We start from the raw sequence: 25538 nt of genomic DNA on the forward strand, positions 1-25538 counted from the left end.
AATGCTGCTCTCTCAAGCTGCCCAGGGTTTACACCTTCAGGATCAACTTCCCGAAGTTTTCCCCGTTGAACAGCTTCATCAGGGTTTCGGGGAAGGTTTCCAGACCTTCGACAATGTGCTCCTTGCTTTTCAATTGACCCTTGGTCAGCCAGCCCGCCATTTCTTGCCCGGCCTCGACATACCGATCGGCGTAGTCCATCACCACAAAACCTTCCATGCGTGCGCGATTCACCAACAGCGACAGATAGTTCGCCGGCCCTTTTACGGCCTCCTTGTTGTTGTACTGGCTGATGGCGCCACAAATAACCACGCGCGCCTTGAAGTTCAGACGGCTGAGGACGGCATCAAGAATATCGCCGCCCACGTTGTCGAAGTACACGTCGACGCCTTCAGGGCATTCGCGCTTGAGGCCCGCAATCACGTCTTCGCTTTTGTAATCGATCACCCCGTCAAAGCCCAGTTCTTCTTTGAGCAGTGAGCACTTCTCTTTTCCGCCGGCGATACCCACCACGCGACAGCCTTTCAACTTGGCAATTTGCCCGGCAATGCTGCCAACAGCACCGGCGGCACCGGAAATGACCACTGTTTCTCCAGCTTTGGGGGCGCCGACTTCCAGCAGTGCGAAATAGGCGGTCATGCCGGTCATGCCCAAGGCGGACAAATACATCGGGAGGGGGGCGAGTGTCGGGTCGACTTTGTAGAAGCCTCTAGGCTCGCCTACGAAATAATCCTGGACGCCCAGTGCGCCGTTTACGTAGTCGCCTGCCACAAAACCGGGGTGAGCGGATGCGATGACTTTGCCGACGCCCAAGGCTCGCATGACCTCACCAAGGCCGACGGGCGGAATGTAGGACTTGCCTTCATTCATCCAGCCGCGCATGGCCGGGTCGAGGGACAGGAATTGATTCTCGACCAGAATCTGGCCGTCTTTGGGCTGGACGACGGGTACTTGCTGGTAAGTGAACGTCTCGCGGGTTGCTGCGCCGACTGGACGTTTGGCGAGCAGGAATTGGCGGTTTGTCTGGTCAGTCATTGCAATAACTCTTCAGGAAGTGATGCCTGTTGATAAACCCTCTTCAGGTTCAGGGCAAGTGAGTGAGTCAACTGAAATGGATATTTATCAATATTAGTGATGTTGGTATGCATGCTTTTATCACTTCTATAGATAGGCACAAGGCTGAGCGCCATTACCTTCTGAGGATAAGAATGATGAGTATGACGTTTGCAGGGCATGTGGCGGTGGTCACTGGCGCAGGAGCCGGTATCGGGCGCGCAGCAGCGTTGGCGTTTGCAGCGCAGGGGTTGAAGGTGGTTGTCGCTGACCTGGACACAGCAGGGGGAGTGGGCACCGCAGAACAGATCATGGCAGCAGGCGGCACGGCAGTCTTCATGCAGTGCGACGTGACCCTGGAGGCCGACGTCAAGCAGTTAATGGCAGAAACCATCAACCTTTATGGTCGGCTCGACTATGCATTCAACAACGCAGGGATTGAGATTGAGCACGGTCGCCTGGCCGATGGAACTCAGGATGAATTTGACGCGATCATGGGTGTGAACGTGAAAGGCGTCTGGTTGTGCATGAAATATCAGCTACCGCTGATGCTGGCTCAGGGCGGCGGGGCAATCGTCAATACGGCCTCTGTGGCAGGGCTGGGGGCAGCGCCGAAAATGAGTATCTACTCGGCATCCAAGCATGCGGTGATTGGCCTGACCCGCTCGGCCGCCATCGAGTATGCGAGAAAGCATATTCGGGTTAACGCCGTGTGCCCGGCAGTCATCGATACCGATATGTTCCGGCGTGCGTATGAACTGGATCCACGCAAAGCCGACTATGCCGCAGCGGTGCATCCGGTCGGTCGTATCGGCACGGTCGAGGAAGTGGCCAGTGCCGTACTGTATTTATGTTCCGATGGCGCTGCGTTCACCACCGGCCACGCCCTGGCGGTTGATGGCGGGGCGATGGCGATCTGAGCCTGCGGTTTGCTTAGCGTGTTTTCCAGTTCAGGATCATCAAGGTCAGCACGCCAGCGACAATCCCCCAGAATGCCGAGCCAACCGAGAACAGTGTCATGCCGGAAGCCGTGACCATGAAAGTAACCAGGGCGGCTTCACGCTCCTTGGCTTCACTCATGGCAATGCTCAGGCCGTTGATGATCGAACCGAACAGGGCCAGTGCGGCGATCGACAGCACCAGTTCTTTGGGCAGCGCGGCGAACAGCGCCGCCAGGGTGGCGCCAAAGATGCCGGCAAATCCATAGAAAATGCCGCACCACATGGCCGCGGTGTAGCGCTTTTTAGGGTCTTCGTGGGCATGTGGCCCTGTACAGATCGCCGCGCTGATGGCGGCCAGATTGATCCCGTGGGAGCCGAAAGGAGCGAGCAGCAGCGAGGCCACGCCGGTGGTGGTGATCAATGGCGATGCCGGTACGGTATAGCCATCGGCCCTGAGAACGGCGATGCCCGGCATGTTTTGCGACGTCATGGCGACCACAAACAGCGGGATGCCGATGCTGATGGTGGCTGCCAGCGAGAACGAAGGTGTGGTCCATACCGGAACAGCCACCTCCAGTGCGAAGCCACTAAAATCCAGCAGGCCCAGCAGGCCCGAGAGCAGGGTGCCGATCAGTAATGCCGCCAGCACCGCGTAGCGTGGTGACAGGCGTTTGACGATCAGATAAGTGAAAAACATCCCGATGACCAGCCCGGTGCGATGCTGGGCGGCGACGAAAATCTCGCTGCCGATCTTGAACAGGATGCCGGCCAGCAAGGCGGCAGCCAGAGAGGCTGGAATGCGCTTGACCAGACGCTCGAAACTACCGGTCATGCCGCAGATAATCACCAGTACGGCGCAGGTGATGTAGGCGCCGATCGCCTCGCCATAACTGACTCCGCCCAGGCTGGTGATCAGCAATGCTGCTCCCGGTGTCGACCAGGCAATGGTGATGGGCGTGCGATATCGCAACGACAGGCCTATGCTGCAAACAGCCATGCCGATGGACAGCGCCCAGATCCACGATGAGATTTGACCGCTGGTGAGACCTGCTGCCTGGCCGGCCTGGAACATCAGCACCAGTGAACTGGTGTAGCCGGTCATCATCGCAATGAAGCCTGCGACCACTGCCGAAGGCGAAGAGTCCGCCAACGGATGCAGGCGCGGTTGAGTCACGTCGGTCATGGAGCGGTCTTCCTTGTTCTAACTTGTTCTAAAGGGTGTTCTTTGAAGATGCATGAACAGGGCGTCAGCCTAAACGCAAAGTTCATATTTCATTGCGATACAGCCGGGGTCGCAAACGACCGTACAGTCGTACTGGCACTCTGGCTTGTGTACAATGCGTCATGTTTTTTTTGCATTAATTGTTTGCCCGCGACGCCCGTTAACGTATTAACGTAACGCCTTATTCGCCGCAGCTTCCCCACACGAGTGACCATGAACGAACAGTTGCAGCCTCTCAAGAAACAATCCCGTGCTGGCAAGGCCGGCCGCAGTGGAACCCAGGACGATATCGTCTACGCACATATTTTCGAGGCGATTCTCGAACAGCGTCTGGCGCCTGGCACAAAATTGAGCGAAGAAGCGCTGGGAGAAATCTTTGGAGTCAGTCGCACCATCATTCGCCGTGCCCTGTCGCGCCTGGCCCATGAAGGTGTTGTGCTGTTGCGCCCCAACCGCGGTGCGGTGGTGGCGAGCCCGAGCGTCGAGGAGGCGCGCCAGGTATTTTTGGCTAGACGCCTGGTTGAGCGGGCCATCACCGAACTGTCCGTCGTGCATGCGACTGCCGAAGACCTCGCGGAACTGCGAAAAATGGTGCAGGAAGAGCGTGACAGCTTTTCGCGCGGCGACCGCGGGGCCGGGATCAGGCTCTCGGGCGAGTTCCACCTGAAGTTGGCAGAAGCGGCAAAAAATGCCCCTCTGATCAGCTTTCAGCGCAGCCTGGTGTCGCAAACGTCGTTGATCATTGCCCAGTATGAAAGTGGCAACCGCTCACATTGTTCCTATGACGAGCACATGCAACTGATCGATGCCATCGAAGCACGGGATGTCACCCTGGCAGTGAACCTGATGATGCACCATATGGATCACATCGACAGCAAGCTCAATCTTGACGAAGAAAGCGCATCTGATGACCTGCACGCGGTGTTTTCGCACTTGCTGCAAACCAAGGGCAAGCCAGCCCGGTCCTCGGTCAAGCTTTAACCGTTGCCTGCATTCCCTGTAGGCACTCTGTAGCCCGGCATCCATGCCGGGATGAAGGCCCTTCGGACCTTATCGCAGGCTGCGGCTGCGACTACAGGTTTTTTGCAGTGATCAGCGCTGATGCACCAGATTGCCCGCGGCGTACGTCTGCTGAACGGTACGGTCGTCGCCCAGAGTCATCAATGCAAACAGGGTCTCGGCAATGCCGGTTGATTGCTTGAGGCGGTAGCTGAGCAGCGGTGTGGCGTTGTAATCGAGCACCACAAAGTCGGCATCGGTGCCCGGTTGCAGAGTGCCAATCCGCTCTTCCAGGCGCAGTGCGCGTGCGCCACCCAGCGTCGCCAGATATAACGATTTGAACGGATTCAGGCGTGCGCCTTGCAGCTGCATGACCTTATAGGCTTCGTTCAAGGTGTTAAGCAGCGAAAAGCTGGTGCCGGCGCCAACGTCTGTTCCCAATCCGACATTGAGTTTGTGTTTCTCTGCCATGGGTAGATTGAACAGACCACTGCCCAGGAACAGGTTGGAGGTCGGGCAGAAGGCCACGGCCGAGCCGGTTTCGGCCAGTCGCGCGCACTCTTCATCACACAGATGCACGCTGTGGGCGAATACCGAACGCTCACCCAGCAATTGGTAATGGTCGTATACGTCCAGATAACCTTTGCGTTCCGGGTAGAGCGACTTGACCCACTCGATTTCCTGCAGGTTTTCGCTGATGTGAGTGTGCAAATACAGATCCGGGTATTCGCCCAGCAGTTTACCGGCCAGGGTTAATTGCTCAGGGGTGCTGGTGGGAGCAAAGCGCGGGGTGACCGCATAATGCAGGCGGCCTTTGCCATGCCAGCGTTCAATCAGTGCCTTGCTTTCGCTGTAGCCGGTTTCGGCCGTGTCGGTCAGGTACTCCGGTGCATTACGGTCCATCATCACTTTGCCAGCAATCAGGCGCAGATCCAGGCGCTGTGCGGCTTCGAACAAGGCGTCGACAGATTGCGGATGCACGCTGCCGAACACCAGCGCCGTGGTGGTGCCGTTGCGCAGCAGTTCCTTGAGGAAGATATCGGCTACTTCGTCGGCATGGGCCTTGTCGGCGAACTGTTTCTCGCAGGGGAACGTGTAGGTGTTGAGCCAGTCGAGCAATTGCTCGCCATAGGCGCCGATCATGCCTGTTTGCGGGAAGTGGATATGGGTATCGATAAACCCGGGGGTAATCAGTGCGTCGGTGTATTCAGTGATCGGTGTATCTGCTGCCAGCGACGCGAGTAACTCGGTGGCGTGGCCGACTGCTTTGATCTGACCGTTGTCGACCACCAGCAGGCCGTCTTCGAAGTATTCATACGAAGCCTCGATCCCGACTTCGGCGGGGTCGGCGATGCTGTGCAGAATGGCGGCGCGATAGGCTTTACAGGTCATGACGTTTCTCAATTCGTGGCGTGGCTGCGTCGTGAGGACGGTAGCCATTTTTTAATGGGTTCAACGGCAGCGGATTCAGCGCAGGCAGTGTGCTGGCCGAAGTGGGTGTTGTAAGTGGCGATAATTTCGCCGGCGATGGAAATGGCGATTTCGATCGGCAGTTTGCCTTTGACTTCGCTCAGTCCCATGGGGCAGCGCATGCGCTGCACCTGTGATGCGCTGATGCCGCGCTCGCGCAGACGATGTTCAAACTTCATGCGTTTGGTTTTTGAGCCAATCAGACCGAAGTAGGTGAAGTCGTTGCGTTTGAGCAGGGCGGTGCATATTTCAAGATCCAGGGCGTGATTATGCGTCATGACGATGCAGTAGCAACCGCTTGGTAGGTCAGCCACTTCAAACACGGGCTCATCAGTCACAATTTTTCGTACACCTTGAGGTACTGCAGCCGGGAATTCCTGCTCCCTGGAGTCGATCCAGCGCACCCTGCAGGGTAGGTTGGCCAGCAACGGCACCAGGGCCCGTGCAACATGGCCGGCGCCAAACACGGCGATCTGCGCTTGCACCTGGCCCATCGGTTCAAACAGGAGTACCGCCACCCCGCCACAGCATTGGCCCAGGCTGGCGCCGAGGATGAAGCGCTGCAAATGGGTATCGTGCTTGCCATTGGCGAGCATGTCGCGGGCGATCTGCAGGGCTTTGTATTCCAGGTGGCCGCCGCCGATGGTGTCGAAGTTCTGCGTGGCGCTGATGACCATTTTCGAGCCGGCATTGCGCGGTGTCGAGCCTTGCTCCTCGATGATCGTCACCAACACGCAGGGCTCGCCCTGTCGCTGCAGGTCGGCCAGTGCGCTGATCCAGTCATTCATGGCGAGCCTCCCGTGGTTCGGTGGTCATTTAGGCTTACCCGAGCGGCTCGCGCGCATCTGCTCGCAGCCCCATAACACCCGTTCAGGGGTGGCCGGCGCGTCGATGTCAGGCTGTACACGATAGTCGGCCAGGCTGGCGACTGCATCCTTGATTGCGCACCAGGCGGCGATGCCGAGCATCAGGGGCGGCTCTCCCACGGCCTTGGAGTGGAACACTGTGTCTTCGGGGTTCTTGCGGTTTTCAACCAGGGTGACGCGCAGGTCCAGCGGCATGTCCGCCACGGCCGGAATCTTGTAACTGGCCGGGCTGGCGGTGAGCAACTGGCCCTTGGGGCTCCAGATCAGTTCTTCTGTTGTCAGCCAGCCCGCGCCCTGCACATAGCCGCCTTCAATCTGGCCTATATCGATGGCCGGGTTTAGCGACGCGCCGACGTCATGCAGGATGTCGGTACGCAGCATTTTGTATTCGCCAGTCAACGTGTCAACGATCACTTCGGTGCAAGCGGCACCAAACGCATAGTAGTAAAACGGCCGTCCGCGGGCCTGGGTCCGGTCATAAAAGATCTTCGGCGTTTTGTAATAGCCGGTGCTCGACAGCGACACCTGGCCGAGATAAGCCTGTTGTACCAGGGTTTCAAAGCTCAGGATCTGCTGGCCAACGCGCACCATCCCGTTGTGAAAGACCACCTCTTGCTCGCTGACCTGATACTTGCCAGCCGCAAACTCGACCAGGCGCTGCTTGATGATCTCAGCAGCGTTCTGCGCAGCCTTGCCATTGAGATCCGTACCACTGGAGGCGGCAGTGGGGGAGGTGTTGGGGACTTTGCCAGTGTGGGTGGCGGTAATTTGCACGCGGCTGATGTCGACCTGAAACACTTCGGCGACCACCTGCGCAACTTTGGTATTGAGCCCCTGACCCATTTCCGTACCGCCATGATTCAGGTGAATGCTGGCGTCGGTATAGATATGGATCAGCGCCCCGGCCTGATTGAGGAAGCTGGCGGTAAAGGAAATGCCGAATTTTACCGGGGTCAGCGCCAGGCCTTTTTTCAGGATCGGGCTGCCGGCGTTAAAGGCCAGGATGGCTGCCCGGCGCTCGGCGTACTGGCTGCTGGCTTCAAGCTCGGCAGTCATTTCTTGCAGCAGGTTATGCTCCACGACCTGGTGATAGTGGGTCACATTGCGCTCGGTCTTGCCGTAGTAATTGGCCTTGCGCACGGCCAGGGGATCAAGGCCCAGATGGCGAGCGATACGGTCCATGATCTCCTCGATGGCGAGCATGCCTTGCGGGCCGCCGAAGCCACGAAACGCTGTATTCGAAGCGGTATTGGTTTTGCAGCGATGACCGTTGATCGTGGCATCGCCCAGGTAGTAGGCGTTGTCGGCATGAAACATCGCGCGGTCCACGATTGATCCGGACAAGTCAGGTGAATAGCCACAATTACCCGCCAGATCTATCTGAATGCCTTGTAGCCGACCGCAGGCATCGAACCCGACATCGTATTCGACGTAAAACGGGTGGCGCTTGCCGGTCATCTGCATGTCTTCGGCCCGTGGCAGGCGCATTTTGGTCGGCTGGCCCGTGAGGTGAGCGACCACAGCACACAGGCAGGCCGGACTGGCGGCCTGGGTTTCCTTGCCGCCAAAACCGCCGCCCATACGGCGCATGTCGACCACCACCTTGTTCATGGACACGCCGAGTACTTCGGCCACCAGCTTCTGGATTTCGGTCGGATGCTGAGTGGAGCAGTACACGATCATCCCGCCATCTTCGGTCGGCATGACCGATGACACTTGGGTTTCCAGGTAAAAGTGTTCCTGCCCGCCGATGTGCAGCGTGCCGTGCAGGCGGTTTTCGGCGGTTGCCAGGGCGCCGGCCGAGTCGCCGCGCCGGTGAGTGTGGCTGTCGAGCACAAAATGCCGGTTGCGCAGTGCCTGGACAACATCGAGCACCGGCTCCAGATCTTCGTATTCGATGATCGCGGCCATCGCCGCCTGGCGAGCGGTGTTCAGGTCGCAGGCGGCCACGACCAGCACCGGCTGCCCGACGAACTCCACCTTGTCGATGGCCAGCAACGGATCGCCCGGCAATAGCGGGCCAATGTCCTTGAGGCCGGGAATGTCTTCATGAGTGATCACTCGGCGCACGCCTGCGAAGGCCAGGCACGGAGTGGTGTCGACCCGAATGATGCGGGCGTGAGCGCGGTCCGAGAGTCGAGCGTAGAGGTGCAACTGGTTCGGGAACTCCAGCCGGTCATCCACGTACTGCGCTTCGCCCGATACGTGCTTTTCAGCGCTTTCATGGGGGAGGCTGCGGCCTACGCCGGTCTGCAAGTCCTGCTGAAACCGGGCGATCATCCCGGCTTGGGTCAGCCCGGTGCTGTGATGGTCAGACATAAGCCGTCACCCGCGTATCAAGGTGTGGATGTTGTCGCTCGATGTAGTATTTGCGCAGCAGATTTTGCCCGATCAGCAAGCGGTACTCTTTACTGGCGCGAAAGTCCGACAACGGCGAGAAATCTTCGCTCAATGCGTGGCAGGCGCGCTCAATGCTGGCAGCCGACCATTGCGCACCCAGCAGGACCGCCTCGCAGGCCCGGGCGCGTTTGGGAGTGGCAGCCATGCCGCCGAAGGCCACCCGGACTTCGCGGATCCAACCGTTGTCGACACGCAGGTTAAACGCTGCACACACCGCGCTGATGTCGTCATCCAGCCGTTTCGAGACTTTGTAGGCGCGCAATGCGTCCGCAGGGTCGGCCCGGGGGATGATGATCTTCTCGATGAACTCACCTGCCTCGCGTGCCGTGACCCGGTAATCGATGAAGTAATCCTCGAGCGCCAGCGTGCGGCGGCGCTCCCCTTTACGCAGAACGAGGTGCGCGTCGACGGCAATCAGCAAGGGCGGCAAATCGCCAATCGGTGAGGCGTTGCCAATGTTGCCCCCCAGCGTGGCTTGATTGCGGATCTGCAATGAGGCAAACCGTTGCAACAGCGTGCCGAAGTCCGGGTATTGGGCCGTGAGTGCGTCACTGGCATCGGTCAGCGTCACCGCGGCGCCGATTTCAATACGGTCTTCAAAGTATTCGATGCGCTTCATCTCGGCCACGTGGCCAACGTAAATCATCACCGGCAGCGAGCGATGCAGTTGCGTGACCTCCAGCGCGAGGTCGGTGCCGCCTGCCAGCAGGCGCGCCTGAGGGTGTGCGTCATACAGGTCGGCCAGGGCGCTCAGGGTCAAAGGCAGCAGGCAGCGTTTATCGCCATTGTTGAGTTCGCCGGTCTGCCGCGGGGTAATGGCTTTGAGCCGGGCCAGTGTCTCGGCCTGGTGCCGGTCGAACTGATCGTTCGCTTGCACCGTACAGGCGCGCTCTGCGGCGGCGAGGATAGGGCGATAACCGGTGCAGCGGCATAGATTGCCCGCCAGTGCTTCGTGGGTTTGCTGAGGATTGGCACCGCTGCTGTTCTTTTGCAGCGCGAACAGCGACATGACAAAACCTGGTGTGCAAAAACCGCATTGGGAGCCGTGGCAGTCGACCATTGCGCTTTGCACACTGTGTAACTGGCCCTCGTGTTTCAAGTCTTCTACGCTGATCAGTTGTTTGCCGTGCAACGCAGACACAAAGGTCAAGCATGAGTTGAGGCTGCGGTAACGCAAAGTCTCCAGGCCTTGTTCATCGGTGTGTACTTCACCAATGACGACGGTGCAGGCACCACAGTCGCCGCTGGCGCAGCCTTCTTTGGTGCCGGGCTTGTGCAGATGCTCGCGCAGGTAATTGAGTACGGTCAGAGTCGGGTCCAGTGCGTGCTCGGTGCGCAGTGTCTGATTGAGTAGGAACTGGATCACGGAAGACCTCGCATAATCGTCATTGTTCTCGAGCAGCTCAAGCTGAATTTAGTCATAACTGACTTGCGGGTCAATAAAATGAGTAAAGCCTGGCCAATCGATGTTCTGTGGCAGATATTGCCGATTTATTTGCTTGTTTCGTGCCAAATTCAGCACTTGGGGCACTCCGCGAGCGGGTATCAAGTGCGTTACACTGCGCCGCTTGCATTGATCAAAGATTTTGAAGGTAAACATGACGTTCAAGGCGCCGGATAGCCTCGCCGAGCAAATCGCTCATCACCTCGCCGAACGCATCATTCGCGGCGAGCTCAAGCCTGGGGAGCGCATTCAAGAACAGAAGGTGACGCTGGCGCTTAATGTCAGTCGCGGCTCTGTGCGCGAAGCGTTGCTGATTCTTGAGCGTCGACACCTCATCGCCATCCTTCCGCGGCGTGGCGCCCATGTGACCGAGCTGACGCCGCACAAGGTGCAGAGCCTGTGCACGCTGATGAGCGAGATGTACATCCTGCTGGGCAATGCCGTTGCCCAGCGCTGGGCTGTGCAAGCCGACCTTGGCCCGTTTTTGCAAATTCAGCAGCGGCTGATTGCCAGCTACGAGCGCCAGGACATCAGCGCGTTCGTTGACGACAGCTTTAATGTGATGCGTGCCGCCTACCCGTTTGCCGACAACCCGTACTTGCAAGAAACCGTCGAAAACCTGCACCCGGCCATGAGTCGCGCCTACTACCTGGCGCTTGAGCAGCGCAAGGCAGAGATGAGCGAGTTTCTAGCGCTGTTCGCGCAGTTGCTCGAGGCTGTGCTGGCGCGGGATCTGCCGCAAATTCGCGTGGTGCTGAGCCAGTATGCCCAGCGCAGCTGTGATCTGGTGCTGTCTGCCTTGACGGTTGCCTGAGCGTGCGCCTTACCTGTATCAAGCTCGCAGGCTTCAAGTCTTTCGTTGACCCGACGACGGTAACCTTCCCGAGCAACATGGCTGCTGTCGTCGGGCCGAACGGTTGCGGCAAATCGAACATCATCGACGCCGTGCGCTGGGTGATGGGCGAAAGCTCGGCCAAAAACCTGCGCGGCGAGTCGATGACGGACGTCATCTTCAATGGCTCGACCACGCGCAAGCCTGTCAGCCAGGCCAGCATCGAGCTGGTTTTTGACAACTCCGACGGTACCTTGCTGGGCGAATACGCGGCCTACGCCGAGATTTCGATCCGGCGCAAGGTCACCCGCGACAGCCAGACCACGTATTACCTCAATGGCACCAAGTGCCGTCGGCGTGACATCACCGATATTTTCCTCGGCACGGGCCTGGGGCCGCGCAGCTATTCGATCATCGAGCAGGGCATGATCTCGAAGCTGATCGAGTCCAAGCCTGAAGACCTGCGCAACTTTATTGAAGAAGCCGCCGGCATTTCCAAATACAAGGAACGCCGCCGCGAAACCGAAAACCGCATTCGCCGTACCCATGAAAACCTGGCTCGCCTGACCGACCTGCGTGAAGAGCTGGGTCGTCAGCTCGAACGCTTGCATCGACAGGCTCAGGCGGCCGAGAAGTATCAGGAATACAAGGCCGAGGAGCGTCAGCTCAAGGCCCGGTTGTCAGCCCTGCGCTGGCAGGCCCTGAATGAACAAGTGGGGCAGCGCGAAGCAGTCATCGGCAACCAGGAAGTCAGCTTCGAGGCCTTGGTGGCCGAGCAGCGTAACGCCGATGCCAGCATCGAACTCTTGCGTGACGGGCACCATGATCTGTCCGAGCGCTTCAATCTGGTGCAAGGGCGCTTCTACTCGGTGGGTGGCGACATTGCCCGGGTTGAGCAAAGCATCCAGCACGGTCAGCAGCGTTTGCGCCAACTGCAGGATGATTTGCGCGAAGCCGAACGCTCGCGTCTCGAAACCGAGTCCCATCTGGGGCATGACCGCACGATGCTCGCGACCCTCGGCGAAGAGCTTGAAATGCTTGAGCCGGAGCAGGAAGTGACCAGCGCTGCCGCTGAAGAAGCTGCTGTCGCTCTGGAAGAATCCGAACTCGGGATGCACGGGTGGCAAGAACAGTGGGACAGCTTCAACTTGCGCTCGGCCGAACCGCAGCGTCAGTCCGAGGTGTTGCAGGCGCGTATCCAGCAGCTGGAAACCAGCATGGAGCGTGTGGCTGAACGCCAGCGCCGTTTGGCTGAAGAGCGCGCGTTACTGGCCGCAGACCCGGAAGACGCAGCGATCCTCGAGTTGAGCGAATACCTGGCGACCAGCGAACTGACGCACGAGGAACTGCAGATCGCCGAGGAACAGCTGGTTGAGCGCCTGGAGCAAGTGCGGCATGACCTGCAGCAAGCCACGCAGAATCAGCAGCAGGCCCAGGGCGACTTGCAGCGTCTCAACGGCCGTTTGGCTTCGTTGGAGGCCTTGCAGCAGGCAGCGCTTGATCCGGGCACTGGCGCCAGTGAATGGTTGAGTGAGCAGCAGCTCGTCGAGCGTCCGCGACTGGCCGAAGGGTTGCGGGTAGAAGCTGGATGGGAACTGGCAGTAGAAACCGTGCTGGGTGCAGATTTGCAGGCGGTGCTGGTAGATGATTTCTCGACACTGGACCTGGCGGGGTTCGCCCAGGGCGATTTGCGTCTGTTCAGTGCCGGTTCGCAAGGCGTGCATCCCTCAGGCAGCCTGCTGGACAAGGTCGAGGCCGATGTTGATCTGACGCCATGGCTTGGGCAAGTCCGGCCGGTCGAAACCCTTGAGCAGGCGCTGGCATTGCGTGTTCAGTTGGGCGAGGGCCAAAGCCTGATCACTCGCGACGGGTATTGGGTCGGACGTCACTTTTTGCGCGTGCGCCGTGCCAGCGAAGCCGAAAGCGGCGTACTGGCCCGCGGTCAGGAAATCCAGCGTCTTGGGCTTGAACGCGAAGAACGTGAGGCCACGCTCGCGCGTCTTGAAGAACAGCTTCAACATTTGCGTGAGCAGCAGCTCACGCAAGAAGACGCCCGTGAGCAAGTTCGTCGTCGTTTGCAGGACGAGGCGCGGCAGCAGGGTGAGATCAAGGCCAAACTGTCTGCAAGCAAAGCCAAGGTCGAGCAATTGACTTTACGTCGCCGTCGACTGGACGAAGAACTGGCCGAGCTCGCTGAGCAGCGAACACTGGAGCATGAACATGTAGGTGAGGCGCGCCTGAGGTTGCAGGATGCGCTGGAGGCCATGGCCACCGACACCGAGCAGCGAGAACTGTTGCTGGCCCGGCGTGACAGCCTGCGCGAGCGGCTCGACCGGGTGCGCCAGGACGCGCGTCAACACAAGGATCACGCCCACCAGCTGGCGGTTCGCATGGGAGCCCTCAAAGCACAGCACGACTCGACCCGCCAGGCACTGGAGCGTCTGGAGCTGCAGGCCGAGCGCTTGGCTGAAAAGCGCGAGCAGCTCACGCTCAATCTGGAGGAGGGCGAAGCACCTCTCGAAGAGCTGCGCCTCAAGCTCGAAGAGCTGCTCGACAAGCGCCTGAGCGTGGACGAAGAGCTTAAGGTCGCCCAGGCAGCGCTTGAGGATGCCGATCGCGAGTTGCGCGACGCCGAAAAGCGCCGGAATCAGGCCGAGCAACAATCGCAGCTGATACGTGGTCAGTTGGAGCAGCAGCGTATGGAGTGGCAGGCGCTGACGGTGCGACGAACGGCGTTGCAGGATCAGTTGCTGGCCGATGGCTATGACCTGCACGGGGTACTGGCTACCCTGGATGGCGAGCTCAATGAGCAGCAGGCGGAAGAAGAGCTGGAGCGGATTGCTGCGCGTATTCAGCGGTTGGGGGCGATCAACCTAGCCGCCATCGATGAGTACCAGCAGCAGTCCGAGCGCAAGCGTTATCTGGATGCCCAGGATGCCGATCTGGTAGAGGCGCTCGATACGCTGGAAAACGTCATTCGCAAGATCGACAAAGAGACTCGTAGTCGCTTCAAAGACACCTTTGATCAGATAAATGGTGGATTACAGGCACTTTTCCCAAAAGTTTTCGGGGGCGGCAGCGCTTATTTGGAACTGACGGGCGAAGATCTACTCGATACAGGGGTAACAATCATGGCGCGACCACCGGGCAAGAAGAACAGCACGATTCATTTGCTGTCCGGTGGGGAGAAAGCGCTGACAGCCCTAGCGTTGGTTTTCGCCATTTTCAAGCTCAATCCGGCACCGTTCTGCATGCTCGATGAGGTTGATGCGCCGCTGGATGACGCGAACGTGGGTCGCTACGCACGCCTGGTGAAGGAGATGTCGCAGACGGTGCAATTCATCTACATCACTCACAACAAAATCGCCATGGAGATGGCGGATCAGTTGATGGGCGTGACGATGCATGAGCCGGGTTGTTCGCGTCTGGTGGCGGTTGATGTCGAGGAGGCAATGGCAATGGTCGACGCTTGAGCTATAAGCAAGTAGGGCCAAAATTTTCTTCTTGTCAGAAAATTCCTAAGGATTTGACTGATATGACTTGTAGGTCTGCGGCTACATGGGCTTAGCTCAATGCGACAGACGGTGTAAAGTTATCTTTGGTCGTGTTAATTTAACGTCTAATTTTTTTGTACGTGGGTAAAACGCCATTCAGAACATAGAGTTGGCGCCACGTTTTAAAGGGCTTTAGGCTCTTCTTTATAGAATCATTTTTTAGGGGCACGGGATTACATGGAAATCGGTCTGCGCGAGTGGCTGATAGTCATCGGCATAGTGGTCATCGCCGGTATTCTTTTTGATGGCTGGCGCCGTATGCGTGGCGGCAAGGGCAAGCTCAAGTTTCGCCTTGATCGCAGCTTCTCCAACGCCCCTGACGAGGAAGAAACCAGCCCTGAGTTGCTGGGTCCTTCACGTGTCCTGGACACGCCTAACCACAAAGAGCCCCAGCTCGATGAGCACGATTTGCCATCAGTGAGCATGTCGGCGCGTGACAAGGGTTCCAAGCGCAGCAAGCGTGGCGGTGAGCCAAGCCAGGGCGACCTGAACCTGGACCTCGACCTGGATGGCGGCCCGAGCCTGAGCGCCCGTGATGATGATTTTCCGGACGAAACCCGCTCACGTGGGCGTTCAGTGCCAAACGTGTCCGCGGTTGAGGAAAAAGAGCAGCCTCAGCAGGCCGCTCAGGAAGTCCTGGTAATCAGCGTGATCAGCCGCGATCCGGCCGGATTCAAAGGCCCGGCGCTGCTGCAGAACATCCTTGAAAGCGGTCTGCGTTTTGGCGAGATGGATATTTTCCATCGCCACGAAAGCATGGCCGGCAATGGCGAAGTACTGTTCTCCATGGCCAACGCCGTCAAGCCGGGCGTATTTGATCTGGACGACATTGACCTGTTCTCCACACCAGCTGTGAGCTTCTTCCTCGGTTTGCCTGGTCCGCGCCATCCAAAGCAGGCTTTCGATGTGATGGTTGCCGCAGCACGCAAACTGTCCCAGGAGCTTAACGGTGAGCTCAAGGATGATCAGCGCAGTGTTTTGACCGCGCAGACCATCGAGCATTACCGTCAGCGCATTGTTGAGTTCGAGCGTCGGGCCTTGACCCAAAAACGTTGAAATCCCCTGGGGGCGGCAGGCTTGCCCCCGGTGCGGAGCAAAATGATTAACACAGGAGCAGCCTCGGCTGCTCTTTTGCTTTGTGAGAGAACACCCCATGACCGCCGCCAACACCCGCATTCTAGAGCTGCGCGCTGAACTGGATCAGCATAACTATCGTTATCACGTGCTCGACGAGCCGAGCATTCCGGACGCCGAGTACGATCGCCTGTTCCGTGAGCTGAAAGCGCTTGAGGCTGAGCATCCGGAGCTGGTCACGGCGGATTCGCCCACCCAGCGCGTCGGCAGTACGGCGCTTTCAGCTTTTACTCAGGTGCGTCATGAAGTGCCCATGCTAAGCCTGGGCAACGCCTTCGACGACACCGATATGCGTGAGTTCGACCGGCGTGTCAGCGAAGGTCTGGACCTGCCGGCAGGTGATCTGTTCGGTGGCGGTGCCGAGGTTGAGTACAGTTGCGAGCCCAAGCTGGACGGGTTGGCGGTCAGTTTGCTGTATCAGGATGGCTATTTGGTGCGCGGCGCTACCCGAGGTGATGGCACCACGGGTGAAGACATCAGCGTCAACGTACGCACCGTGCGCAATATTCCGCTCAAGCTGCATGGCAGCGGCTGGCCTGCGGTGCTGGAAGTGCGCGGCGAAGTCTTTATGTCCAAGGCCGGTTTCGATCGACTTAATGAGGCCCAGTTGGCGGCAGGCGGCAAAACCTTTGCCAATCCGCGCAACGCTGCAGCAGGCAGCTTGCGTCAACTGGACTCGAAAATCACCGCGAGCCGTCCATTGGAGTTCTGCTGCTACGGCCTGGGGCAAGTGTCTGAAGAATTTTCGGACACTCATATCGGCAATCTCAAGCAACTGCAGCAGTGGGGCATGCCCATCAGTCATGAGTTGAAGCTGGCCCGGGGCATTGCCGACTGCCTGGATTACTACCGTGACATTGGTGAGCGCCGGGCTTCTCTTCCCTATGAGATCGATGGCGTGGTGTTCAAGGTCAACAGCCTGGCATCGCAGCGCGAGCTGGGCTTCCGTGCCCGTGAGCCGCGCTGGGCCATTGCGCATAAATTCCCGGCAATGGAAGAGCTGACTGAGTTGCTGGATGTGGAATTCCAGGTCGGGCGTACCGGTGCGGTGACCCCGGTGGCTCGCCTCAAGCCGGTCAAGGTGGCCGGTGTCACGGTGTCCAATGCCACGCTGCATAACATGGACGAAGTCGCGCGCCTGGGGCTGATGATCGGCGATACGGTGATCATTCGTCGCGCCGGAGATGTGATCCCGCAAGTGGTGCAGGTGGTGCTTGAGCGTCGCCCCGGGGATGCGCGGCCGGTGCATATTCCTGAGCGCTGTCCGGTGTGTGGCTCCCATGTCGAGCGCACACAGTTGGTCAAGCGCAGCAAGGGCCGTGAAACCATCAGTGAAGGCGCGGTGTATCGTTGTGTCGGGCGTCTGGCCTGTGGTGCCCAGCTTAAACAGGCGATTATTCATTTTGTTTCTCGCCGGGCAATGGATATTGAAGGCCTGGGTGAGAAGAGTGTTGAACAGTTGGTGGACGAAGGCCTGGTGAGCTCACCGGCTGACCTGTACACCCTGACCTTCGAGCAGATCGTCGACCTCGAAGGCTTTGCCGAGCTGTCGAGCAAGAACTTGCTGCAGGCCATTGCCGACAGCAAACGCCCGGCCTTGGCACGCTTCATCTATGCCCTGGGCATCCCGGACGTTGGTGAAGAAACCGCCAAGGTGCTTGCGCGCTCGCTGGCCTCTCTGGAGCGCGTACAGCGCGCGTTGCCGCAAGTGCTCACCTATTTGCCGGATATCGGTCTGGAGGTGGCTTATGAGATCCACAGCTTCTTCAGCGATGCGCACAACCAGCAGGTGATCGGTCAGTTACTGGAGCGAGGCCTGGAGCTGCAGGATCAAGGTGAGCTGGGTGCTGAATTTGCGGCCAGTACCACATTGGGCGGGTTGATCGACAAGCTGCACATTCCTTCGGTTGGGCCGGGTGGCGCACAAAAGCTGGCCGAAAAATTCGGCTCGCTGCAGGGTGTCATCGAGGCCGACTGGCTGGACATGCGTCAGGCGTTGCCCGAGAAGCAGGCCAAATCGGTGCGTGAGTTTTTCGACTCGCCTGACAACGCCCGGGCTGCGCTGGCGATCGAAGCGCAACTGCGGGACTTCGGCATGCACTGGCAGAGCGAGAAAAAGACCGTTGAAGGCTTGCCGCTGGCTGGACAGACATGGGTCCTGACCGGCTCGCTGGAATTGATGAGCCGCGATGTAGCCAAAGCCAGGCTGGAAAGCCTGGGCGCCAAGGTCTCGGGCTCGGTGTCCGGTAAAACCCATTGCGTGGTGGCGGGGCCGGGAGCCGGTTCAAAACTGGTCAAGGCCAATGAGCTGGGGCTCAAGGTGCTGGATGAAGAAGCCTTTGTAGCGTTTTTGAGCCAGCCGGGCATCTGAAGGGCGGCGGGGGCGAGCAAGCTGAATCCAAGTGCTTGAACCCGCTCATTTTTTTATTCTTGCCCGAGCGGTTGTAACTTTTCGTCAGACAGGTACAATGGCGCCGTTCGCTGCTAGGCGGATGTTGTTATGGTGACCCTATCGGTCCCCCCGCAACGATTACCCGTGAACCTGGTCAGATCCGGAAGGAAGCAGCCACAGCGGGAACATTGTGTGCCGGGGTGTGGCTGGTGGGGTTGCCTCCATTTCAAGAACCCTGTTCCATAGGGTTGTTGCTTCAAAGCGAAGCGAGTCCGCTTCACAGGCGCTCCGGCGTTGCCGTGTCATTCCCGATCAAGCCCGTATTCAACGTTCCCGTGAACGGTTGATGTTTTGTCGCGTCCGGATTTTCAGCCCGTTCGGGTTGTTTAAATGCCCGTGCCGGCATATTAGGCGAGCGCATCAGATGCAATTTTGGCCTTGCTCCGCTAGCATTAGCCCCCTCCGCTTTTCAGACGCGACGGTTATCAATGAGTTATCAGGTTCTTGCACGTAAATGGCGTCCGCGCTCGTTCCGCGAAATGGTCGGCCAGACCCATGTGCTCAAGGCTCTGATCAATGCCCTGGACAGTCAGCGCCTGCATCACGCCTACCTTTTTACCGGTACCCGTGGCGTCGGCAAGACCACCATTGCGCGGATCATCGCCAAATGCCTGAACTGTGAAACAGGTATCACTTCGACGCCCTGCGGAACGTGTTCGGTCTGTCGCGAAATCGACGAGGGGCGCTTTGTCGACCTGATCGAAATCGACGCCGCCAGCCGCACCAAGGTCGAGGACACGCGTGAGCTGCTCGACAACGTGCAGTACGCGCCAAGCCGTGGGCGCTTCAAGGTCTACCTGATCGACGAAGTGCACATGCTGTCCAGCCATTCCTTCAATGCGCTGTTGAAAACCCTTGAAGAGCCGCCGCCCTACGTCAAATTCATTCTGGCGACCACGGATCCGCAAAAGCTGCCGGCCACTATTCTTTCCCGCTGTCTGCAGTTCTCGCTGAAAAACATGACGCCCGAGCGAGTGGTCGAGCATTTGACCCACGTACTCGGTGTCGAAAACGTTCCGTTTGAAGACGATGCCCTGTGGTTGCTGGGGCGCGCCGCTGACGGCTCGATGCGTGATGCCATGAGTCTGACGGACCAGGCCATTGCTTTCGGTGAGGGCAAGGTTTTGGCCGCCGATGTGCGTGCCATGCTGGGGACGCTTGATCACGGTCAGGTGTTCGATCTGTTGCATGCTTTGATTGAAGGCGATGCGCGGGCATTGCTGGAAGCCGTGCGCCATCTGGCTGAACAAGGCCCGGACTGGAATGGCGTGCTGTCGGAAATCCTTAACGTTTTCCACCGTGTGGCGATTGCCCAGGCGTTGCCCGAGGGTGTCGACAACGGGCACGGAGACCGCAACCGTGTGTTGGCACTGGCCAAGGCGTTACCCGCCGAAGACGTGCAGTTTTACTACCAGATGGGCCTTATCGGCCGGCGTGACCTGCCATTGGCACCGGATCCGCGGGGTGGCTTTGAAATGGTCCTGCTGCGGATGCTGGCGTTCCGTCCGGCTGATACCGCTGACACACCGAGTCAGCCGCTAAAGCCAGTGGGGATCAGCCAGGCCACAGTTGATTCCTCCCAGGCCGTGGCGGGTGCGACACCTGTCGCTCCGGTAGTTGCCCATGAATCCGAGCCGGTGGTTGCGCCCGTGCCGGCGCCTGTCATCGAGCCTGCGCCTGTAGCGGTTGCCGTGCCCAAGGACTTGCCCTGGAACGAGCCGTCAGCTCCGCAGGTGGAGGAGCAGCTTGCGCCTGAGCCTGAGCCCGTTCTGGATACGGCGGGTGAGCAGCCGGATTTGCCGCCCATGCCGCTGCCCATCCCGGACAGTGTGGTTCCGGATGCGCCGGACTGGACCGCCGCGCCGCTGCCTGAGCCAACCGCCGGTCAGGTGGATGCTGCGCTGTCTGGCATGGATCGTGACGATGAGCCGCCGCTGGACGAAGATTACATCGAGCCCGATATGGATTCGGCGGCGTACAGCTACCTCGATGAGCTCGCCAGTGAGCATGCTTCCGAGCCTGCACCTGAGCCAGAACCCTTGCCGGCTGCGATGCCTGCAACCGGGCTGGCCCTTGAATGGCTGAGCATGTTCCCCAAATTACCGGTATCGGGCATGACGGCAAGCATCGGTGCCAACTGCACCCTGATTGCGGTCGACGGTGATGACTGGCTGCTGCATCTGGACCCGGCCCACAGTGCGCTGTTCAATGCGACTCAGCAGCGCCGGTTGAACGATGCACTGAACCAGTACCACCAGCGCACACTCAAAGTCACGATAGAGCTGGTCAAGCCCGAGCAGGAAACCCCGGCTCAGGCAGCTTCCCGCTTCCGGGCTGAGCGTCAGCGATTGGCAGAAGAATCGATTTATGCCGATCCTTTGATCCAGCAAATGATTCAACAGTTTGGCGCGGCTGTCCGCGACGATACGATTCAACCTGTCGATGTTGTCGAGGCCAAGGCTTCGTAACACCAGGATAGGCACTTACAGCCCGAGGTCAGTGTTGATCGCGGGTGCATTGTCCAAATAACGTTTGAGGTGATTCCCATGATGAAAGGTGGCATGGCCGGCCTGATGAAGCAGGCGCAGCAGATGCAGGAAAAAATGGCCAAGATGCAGGAAGAACTGGCCAATGCTGAAGTCACCGGCAAGGCAGGTGGCGATATGGTGAGTGTGGTGATGACCGGTCGTCACGACATCAAGCGCGTCAGCATTGACCCGTCCGTGATTGCAGGCGTCAGCGAAGAAGACCTCGAAATGCTCGAGGCGCTTTTGGCCGCCGCCGTCAACGACGCCGTGCGCAAGGTCGAAGCCAACAGCCAGGACAAAATGTCGGGTGTGACTGCCGGTATGCAACTGCCGCCGGGCATGAAGCTGCCTTTCTAAGGCGGGTTCGACAATGCCAGGCCATGTGCCTGGCATTTTTTTGCCTGCCCGGCAGGCAGCGTCGAATCGAACGGTCGCAGGTATTTGACGCTGGCCCGGTCCGCGGGTATAAACCGCGTCTTGTTGTTTTGTCGGACTTTTCCCTATGAGCTTTAGCCCCCTGATTCGCCAACTGATCGATGCCTTGCGTACTTTGCCGGGTGTGGGCCAAAAGACTGCCCAGCGCATGGCGCTGCAATTGCTCGAGCGTGATCGCAGCGGTGGCTCGCGTTTGGCGCTGGCCTTGAGTCAGGCGATGGAAGGCGTGGGTCATTGCCGTCTGTGCAGAACCCTGACCGAAGACGACTTGTGCCCGCAGTGTGCGGACATGCGCCGGGACGACACGTTGCTGTGCGTCGTAGAGGGTCCGATGGATGTCTACGCCGTCGAGCAGACCGGGTATCGCGGTCGTTACTTCGTGCTCAAGGGGCATTTATCGCCACTGGACGGGCTGGGGCCCGAGGCGATCGGCATTCCGCAACTGATGGCGCGTATTGAAGAGCAGGGCACCTTCAGTGAAGTGATCCTGGCGACCAACCCGACCGTCGAAGGTGAAGCCACCGCGCATTACATTGCCCAGCTATTGAGCAGCAAAGGCCTGATCGCTTCGAGGATTGCCCACGGTGTACCGCTGGGCGGCGAGCTGGAGCTGGTGGATGGCGGCACCCTGGCTCACTCGTTCGCCGGGCGCAAACCGATCACCTTGTAAATCCGGACTGTTTAGCGGCTACAGAGGCTGTTTGTAGCAGCGGTCGAGTAGAGCGAGGCCGCGTCGGACTGCGTAGCAGTGTGGGGTGCAGTGTTCCCGCCTTGGGACGTAGCCTCGCTCCGCTCGTCAACGGCTACGGGCCTCCTGTAGCCGCTGCCGAAGGCTGCGCAATTTTACTCGGTCAGCGAGAACTCGGTCAGGCAGAAGCTCGGGATGCCCATTTCTTGCAGGCGTCTGGAACCGCCCAGTTCCGGCAGGTCAATGATGGCGGCAGCTTCGAAGATCTGTGCTCCCATGCGACGAACCAGGTTGGCTGCTGCAATCAGCGTTCCGCCGGTGGCGATCAGGTCATCGACAATCAGCAGTGAGTCGCCTTCACACAGGCTGTCGGCGTGAACTTCCAGGAACGCTTCACCATATTCGGTCTGATAGCCTTCGGCCAAAACGTCAGCGGGCAATTTGCCTTGCTTGCGGAACAGGATCAGCGGCTTGTTGAGTTGATGGGCCAGTACTGAACCGATCAGAAATCCTCGGGCGTCCATCGCACCGATATGGCTGAAGTCAGCCTCGACATAGCGCTCGATAAAGCTATCGGCGATCACGCGCATGGCGCGGGGGGATTGGTACAGCGGGGTGATGTCGCGAAAAATGACCCCCGGCTTGGGGAAATCGATCACAGGGCGAATCAGGGTTTTGAGGCAGAAGTCGTCGAAGACCATTATCGGGTGTCCTGGCGTGCGTTAAGCGCGCCAGTATAGCCCGGTCACGCCTGTTTTAACCGTCCAGTGTGCCACCCGCCAGGGCGCAGAGCCTGATTGGGTCAAGGATGTGGACTTCCTTGCCTTCGGCGGTGATCAATTGGTTTTCTTGCAGGCGAGTAAATACCCGTGACACCGTTTCAACGGCCAGACCCAGGTAGTTGCCGATTTCATTGCGCGACATGCTCAGGCGGAACTGATTGGGCGAGAACCCGCGAGCGCGGAAGCGTGCCGAGAGGTTGACCAGGTAGGTCGCGATACGCTCATCGGCGGTCTTTTTCGACAGCAGCAGCATCATTTGCTGATCGTCACGAATTTCTCGGCTCATGACACGCATCAGTTGGCGGCGCAACTGGGGCAGTTGCACGGAAAGCTCATCCAGGCGCTCGAAGGGGATTTCGCAGACTGGGGTGGTCTCCAGGGCCTGAGCCGATACCGGGTAGGTGTCAGTGTCCATGCCTGACAGGCCGACCAGTTCGCTCGGCAGGTGGAAACCGGTGATTTGCTCTTCGCCGTTGTCACTCAGGCTGAAGGTTTTGAGCGCACCAGAGCGTACGGCGTAGACCGAGCCAAAGGTGTCGCCCTGACGAAACAGAAATTCGCCTTTTTTCAGGGGGCGGCCGCGCTTGACGATTTCCTCCAGTGCATCCATGTCTTCCAGATTCAACGAACGCGGTAAACACAGAGGTGCCAGACTGCAGTCCTTGCAGTGAGCCTGGTTGAGGGCGCGCAGTTTTACTGGCTCGGACATTTCTTCGATCCTTGTGGGAAAACACACATAATCTGCAAGGGTAACTCAGCGGGGGAATCGAGACCAGCGCGAGCACTGCCCTGATGCCTCTCTCAAGTTGCCGTTGGCAGTGCCGATAACCCGGTAACAGCGAACAGCAGGAAGCACTGACGATGTCATCACTGGGTGGAGTTACCCTGAGTCAAAGCGGGATGTTGCCGGTTTCAGAACCGGTTACGCCTCCCCGCAATGCCGCATCCGGTACCAAGGATCCGGCACCGGATGAGGCCGTGACGGCACCTGTAGAAGGTGTCAGGGTGACAATTTCCGGGGCCGCCATGAAAGCGGCCCGTGAACAGAAAAGCCAGAACAGTGATATCGAAGAAAGCGGCTTGCCGGATCAGACCCAGAAGATCCTGAAGATGATCCGCGAGATCAAAAAGCAGATCGCCGAAAAGCAGGCCCAATTGCAGCAGGTGATGACCAATAGCCGCTTGAGTCCTGACCAGGCCCGCGCTCAAGTGGCGGGACTGCAAACGCAAATAGCCAGTTTGACGGCGGCCTTGATGACGGCAACGGCCAGTCTGGCCAAGGCCATGAAAGACCTGAGTGCCGACGATGCGCTCAAGGCGGCTTCGTTGGTGGCGCGTTAGATGACCCGCGAGAAGCGCTGACGGTTTTGCTGTTCCAGGTAGGCGTCGAACACCATGCACACCGAACGTACCAGCAGTCGACCGGCAGGCAGTACCGTCAGTTGCTGGTTGTCGAGTGCAATCAGCCCGTCTGCGGCCATCTGTTCCAGAGACGGCCACTGTGGAGCGAAATAACCTCTGAAGTCGATGTTGAAACGTTGTTCTACGTACGCGAATGGCAGCTGCAGGTTGCAGATGATTTGCTGGATGACTTCGCGCCGTATCCGGTCATCCTGATTGCACAGCAAGCCGCGGCTGGTCGCCAGTTGAGCACTGCCCAGGGTGTGCTGGTACTGCGCGAGGTCGCTGGTGTTCTGGCAATACAGTTCTCCGATCTGGCTGATGGCCGACACACCAAGGCCTATCAGATCGCAGTGACCATGGGTGGTGTAGCCCTGGAAGTTGCGTTGCAGGGTTGATTCTTCCTGGGCGATGGCCAGTTCGTCATCCGGCAGCGCGAAATGGTCCATGCCGATGTACCGATAACCCGCGCCGGTGAGCTGTTCGATGGTGCGTTCCAGCATCAGCAATTTATCGGTCGCAGAAGGCAGGTCGCTGGTGTTGATCCGGCGCTGTGGCATGAAGCGTTCGGGCAAGTGCGCGTAGTTGAAGACGGACAGGCGATCCGGTTGCAGACGGATCACTTCGTCAACGGTGCGTGCAAAGGCGTCAGGGGTTTGCCGGGGCAAGCCATAGATCAGATCGATATTGATCGAGCGGAACTGCAGCGTGCGGGCAGCGTCGATGACGGCTCGTGTTTCCTCCAGGCTTTGCAGGCGATTGACTGCCCGCTGTACGTCCGGGTCGAGGTCCTGCAAGCCGATGCTGACCCGGTTGAAGCCCAGCTCGCGCAGCAGGCCCATGGTCGACCAGTCCGCTTCACGCGGGTCGATCTCGATCCCGTAGTCCCCCGAGTCGTCGTCCAGCAGATTGAAGTGCTTGCGCAGGTGGGCCATCAACTGGCGCAGTTCGTCGTGACTGAGAAACGTGGGAGTCCCCCCGCCGATATGCAGTTGCTCGACCTTTTGCTTCGGGTCGAGATGGCAGGCTACCAGCTGGATTTCCTGTTCGAGCCGCTGCAAGTAGGGCTGTGTCCGGCCACGGTCTTTGGTGATGACCTTGTTGCAGGCGCAGTAATAGCAAATGTTCGCGCAAAAGGGCACGTGCACGTACAGCGATAGCGGGCGCAGAGCCTTTCGACTTTCGCGCAGCGCATGCAACAGGTCGAACGGGCTGACCTGGTCGTGGAACTGCAGGGCTGTCGGGTACGAGGTATAGCGCGGTCCGGCCAGATCGTAGCGGCGAATGAGATCTGAGTCCCAACGAATGGCGTCGAGCATGCGTGCATTCCCCTGGGATG

The 25538-nt window shown here is 59.0% G+C and carries 19 protein-coding genes and 1 other RNA gene; 11 read left to right on the forward strand and 9 right to left on the reverse strand.

Annotation, left to right across the window (positions count from 1 at the left end):
• Nucleotides 1-28: 28 nt before the first annotated feature.
• Nucleotides 29-1033: an NADP-dependent oxidoreductase gene (locus DQN55_RS07865; RefSeq protein ID WP_048382551.1), complete on the reverse strand. Its 1005-nt coding sequence runs from the start codon at nucleotides 1031-1033 to the stop codon at nucleotides 29-31.
• A gap of 176 nt (nucleotides 1034-1209) precedes the next feature.
• Here DQN55_RS07865 and DQN55_RS07870 point away from each other — a divergent pair, with 176 nt between their 5' ends.
• Nucleotides 1210-1971 (forward strand): SDR family oxidoreductase, encoded by a 762-nt coding sequence (locus tag DQN55_RS07870; RefSeq protein ID WP_048382552.1) that lies wholly within the window; start codon nucleotides 1210-1212, stop codon nucleotides 1969-1971.
• Between the two features lie 13 nt (nucleotides 1972-1984).
• Here the strand turns inward: DQN55_RS07870 and DQN55_RS07875 are convergent, their stop codons facing one another.
• Complete coding sequence (locus DQN55_RS07875) at nucleotides 1985-3175, reverse strand: benzoate/H(+) symporter BenE family transporter (RefSeq protein WP_048382553.1); 1191 nt, start codon at nucleotides 3173-3175, stop codon at nucleotides 1985-1987.
• 252 nt (nucleotides 3176-3427) lie between these two features.
• Here DQN55_RS07875 and DQN55_RS07880 point away from each other — a divergent pair, with 252 nt between their 5' ends.
• Nucleotides 3428-4195: a GntR family transcriptional regulator gene (locus DQN55_RS07880; protein ID WP_048382554.1), complete on the forward strand. Its 768-nt coding sequence runs from the start codon at nucleotides 3428-3430 to the stop codon at nucleotides 4193-4195.
• 111 nt (nucleotides 4196-4306) lie between these two features.
• Here DQN55_RS07880 and guaD read toward each other — a convergent pair whose 3' ends face one another.
• From guaD to xdhA, 4 genes are read right to left on the reverse strand one after another with little or no spacing between them, the layout of a single operon-like run.
• Nucleotides 4307-5605, reverse strand: a complete 1299-nt coding sequence (guaD, locus tag DQN55_RS07885; protein WP_048382555.1) for a guanine deaminase — start codon at nucleotides 5603-5605, stop codon at nucleotides 4307-4309.
• 8 nt (nucleotides 5606-5613) lie between these two features.
• Nucleotides 5614-6471 carry a xanthine dehydrogenase accessory protein XdhC gene (gene xdhC, locus DQN55_RS07890; RefSeq protein WP_048382556.1) on the reverse strand — a complete coding sequence of 286 codons (858 nt, stop codon included), beginning with the start codon at nucleotides 6469-6471 and terminating at the stop codon, nucleotides 5614-5616.
• Between the two features lie 24 nt (nucleotides 6472-6495).
• Complete coding sequence (gene xdhB, locus DQN55_RS07895) at nucleotides 6496-8868, reverse strand: xanthine dehydrogenase molybdopterin binding subunit (RefSeq protein ID WP_048382557.1); 2373 nt, start codon at nucleotides 8866-8868, stop codon at nucleotides 6496-6498.
• Entirely contained in the window at nucleotides 8861-10315 is a 1455-nt protein-coding gene (gene xdhA / locus DQN55_RS07900) for a xanthine dehydrogenase small subunit (RefSeq protein ID WP_048382558.1), read from the reverse strand. Before xdhA ends, xdhB begins: the two co-directional genes overlap by 8 nt.
• A gap of 232 nt (nucleotides 10316-10547) precedes the next feature.
• Between xdhA and DQN55_RS07905 the strand changes: the two genes are divergently transcribed.
• The 8 genes from DQN55_RS07905 to recR all read left to right on the forward strand — a co-directional run bounded on the left by DQN55_RS07905 (nucleotide 10548) and on the right by recR (nucleotide 21998).
• Nucleotides 10548-11207 carry a GntR family transcriptional regulator gene (locus DQN55_RS07905; RefSeq protein ID WP_048382559.1) on the forward strand — a complete coding sequence of 220 codons (660 nt, stop codon included), beginning with the start codon at nucleotides 10548-10550 and terminating at the stop codon, nucleotides 11205-11207.
• A 2-nt stretch (nucleotides 11208-11209) separates the two neighbouring features.
• Nucleotides 11210-14698 carry a chromosome segregation protein SMC gene (gene smc / locus DQN55_RS07910; protein WP_048382560.1) on the forward strand — a complete coding sequence of 1163 codons (3489 nt, stop codon included), beginning with the start codon at nucleotides 11210-11212 and terminating at the stop codon, nucleotides 14696-14698.
• A 258-nt stretch (nucleotides 14699-14956) separates the two neighbouring features.
• Complete coding sequence (zipA, locus tag DQN55_RS07915) at nucleotides 14957-15835, forward strand: cell division protein ZipA (RefSeq protein WP_048382561.1); 879 nt, start codon at nucleotides 14957-14959, stop codon at nucleotides 15833-15835.
• A gap of 97 nt (nucleotides 15836-15932) precedes the next feature.
• On the forward strand, nucleotides 15933-18284 hold the full coding sequence (gene ligA, locus DQN55_RS07920; RefSeq protein WP_048382562.1) for an NAD-dependent DNA ligase LigA: 2352 nt from the start codon (nucleotides 15933-15935) through the stop codon (nucleotides 18282-18284).
• A gap of 139 nt (nucleotides 18285-18423) precedes the next feature.
• An RNA gene (gene ffs / locus DQN55_RS07925) (signal recognition particle sRNA small type) lies at nucleotides 18424-18520 on the forward strand.
• A 273-nt stretch (nucleotides 18521-18793) separates the two neighbouring features.
• Nucleotides 18794-20833, forward strand: a complete 2040-nt coding sequence (gene dnaX, locus DQN55_RS07930; protein ID WP_048382563.1) for a DNA polymerase III subunit gamma/tau — start codon at nucleotides 18794-18796, stop codon at nucleotides 20831-20833.
• A 78-nt stretch (nucleotides 20834-20911) separates the two neighbouring features.
• Nucleotides 20912-21250 carry a YbaB/EbfC family nucleoid-associated protein gene (locus DQN55_RS07935; protein WP_048382564.1) on the forward strand — a complete coding sequence of 113 codons (339 nt, stop codon included), beginning with the start codon at nucleotides 20912-20914 and terminating at the stop codon, nucleotides 21248-21250.
• Between the two features lie 145 nt (nucleotides 21251-21395).
• Nucleotides 21396-21998: a recombination mediator RecR gene (gene recR / locus DQN55_RS07940; RefSeq protein ID WP_048382565.1), complete on the forward strand. Its 603-nt coding sequence runs from the start codon at nucleotides 21396-21398 to the stop codon at nucleotides 21996-21998.
• 173 nt (nucleotides 21999-22171) lie between these two features.
• Here recR and DQN55_RS07945 read toward each other — a convergent pair whose 3' ends face one another.
• Together DQN55_RS07945 and fnr are read right to left on the reverse strand one after the other, a co-directional pair.
• Nucleotides 22172-22717, reverse strand: coding sequence for an adenine phosphoribosyltransferase (locus DQN55_RS07945; RefSeq protein ID WP_048382566.1), 546 nt, complete (start codon nucleotides 22715-22717; stop codon nucleotides 22172-22174).
• 55 nt (nucleotides 22718-22772) lie between these two features.
• Nucleotides 22773-23507, reverse strand: coding sequence for a fumarate/nitrate reduction transcriptional regulator Fnr (fnr, locus tag DQN55_RS07950; protein ID WP_111724329.1), 735 nt, complete (start codon nucleotides 23505-23507; stop codon nucleotides 22773-22775).
• Nucleotides 23508-23659: 152 nt separating this feature from the next.
• Between fnr and DQN55_RS07955 the strand changes: the two genes are divergently transcribed.
• Entirely contained in the window at nucleotides 23660-24139 is a 480-nt protein-coding gene (locus DQN55_RS07955; RefSeq protein WP_231995660.1) for a hypothetical protein, read from the forward strand.
• On the opposite strand, the gene hemN is transcribed toward DQN55_RS07955, so the two are convergent.
• Nucleotides 24136-25518, reverse strand: a complete 1383-nt coding sequence (gene hemN, locus DQN55_RS07960) for an oxygen-independent coproporphyrinogen III oxidase (RefSeq protein ID WP_048382568.1) — start codon at nucleotides 25516-25518, stop codon at nucleotides 24136-24138. The genes DQN55_RS07955 and hemN overlap by 4 nt on opposite strands.
• Between the last annotated feature and the right edge of the window lie 20 nt (nucleotides 25519-25538).

This window comes from Pseudomonas taetrolens, from assembly GCF_900475285.1.
GTDB classification, from domain to species: domain Bacteria; phylum Pseudomonadota; class Gammaproteobacteria; order Pseudomonadales; family Pseudomonadaceae; genus Aquipseudomonas; species Aquipseudomonas taetrolens.

Bases quoted from the DNA above. Each gene is read 5' to 3' on its own strand.
- recR (WP_048382565.1), top strand. From the start codon at position 21,396: ATGAGCTTTAGCCCCCTGATTCGCCAACTGATCGATGCCTTGCGTACT.
- DQN55_RS07865 (WP_048382551.1), bottom strand. From the start codon at position 1,033: ATGACTGACCAGACAAACCGCCAATTCCTGCTCGCCAAACGTCCAGTC.
- DQN55_RS07880 (WP_048382554.1), top strand. From the start codon at position 3,428: ATGAACGAACAGTTGCAGCCTCTCAAGAAACAATCCCGTGCTGGCAAG.
- zipA (WP_048382561.1), top strand. From the start codon at position 14,957: ATGGAAATCGGTCTGCGCGAGTGGCTGATAGTCATCGGCATAGTGGTC.
- DQN55_RS07875 (WP_048382553.1), bottom strand. From the start codon at position 3,175: ATGACCGACGTGACTCAACCGCGCCTGCATCCGTTGGCGGACTCTTCG.
- ligA (WP_048382562.1), top strand. From the start codon at position 15,933: ATGACCGCCGCCAACACCCGCATTCTAGAGCTGCGCGCTGAACTGGAT.
- DQN55_RS07905 (WP_048382559.1), top strand. From the start codon at position 10,548: ATGACGTTCAAGGCGCCGGATAGCCTCGCCGAGCAAATCGCTCATCAC.
- DQN55_RS07955 (WP_231995660.1), top strand. From the start codon at position 23,660: ATGTCATCACTGGGTGGAGTTACCCTGAGTCAAAGCGGGATGTTGCCG.
- DQN55_RS07945 (WP_048382566.1), bottom strand. From the start codon at position 22,717: ATGGTCTTCGACGACTTCTGCCTCAAAACCCTGATTCGCCCTGTGATC.
- DQN55_RS07935 (WP_048382564.1), top strand. From the start codon at position 20,912: ATGATGAAAGGTGGCATGGCCGGCCTGATGAAGCAGGCGCAGCAGATG.
- xdhC (WP_048382556.1), bottom strand. From the start codon at position 6,471: ATGAATGACTGGATCAGCGCACTGGCCGACCTGCAGCGACAGGGCGAG.
- DQN55_RS07870 (WP_048382552.1), top strand. From the start codon at position 1,210: ATGAGTATGACGTTTGCAGGGCATGTGGCGGTGGTCACTGGCGCAGGA.
- xdhB (WP_048382557.1), bottom strand. From the start codon at position 8,868: ATGTCTGACCATCACAGCACCGGGCTGACCCAAGCCGGGATGATCGCC.
- hemN (WP_048382568.1), bottom strand. From the start codon at position 25,518: ATGCTCGACGCCATTCGTTGGGACTCAGATCTCATTCGCCGCTACGAT.
- guaD (WP_048382555.1), bottom strand. From the start codon at position 5,605: ATGACCTGTAAAGCCTATCGCGCCGCCATTCTGCACAGCATCGCCGAC.
- fnr (WP_111724329.1), bottom strand. From the start codon at position 23,507: ATGTCCGAGCCAGTAAAACTGCGCGCCCTCAACCAGGCTCACTGCAAG.
- dnaX (WP_048382563.1), top strand. From the start codon at position 18,794: ATGAGTTATCAGGTTCTTGCACGTAAATGGCGTCCGCGCTCGTTCCGC.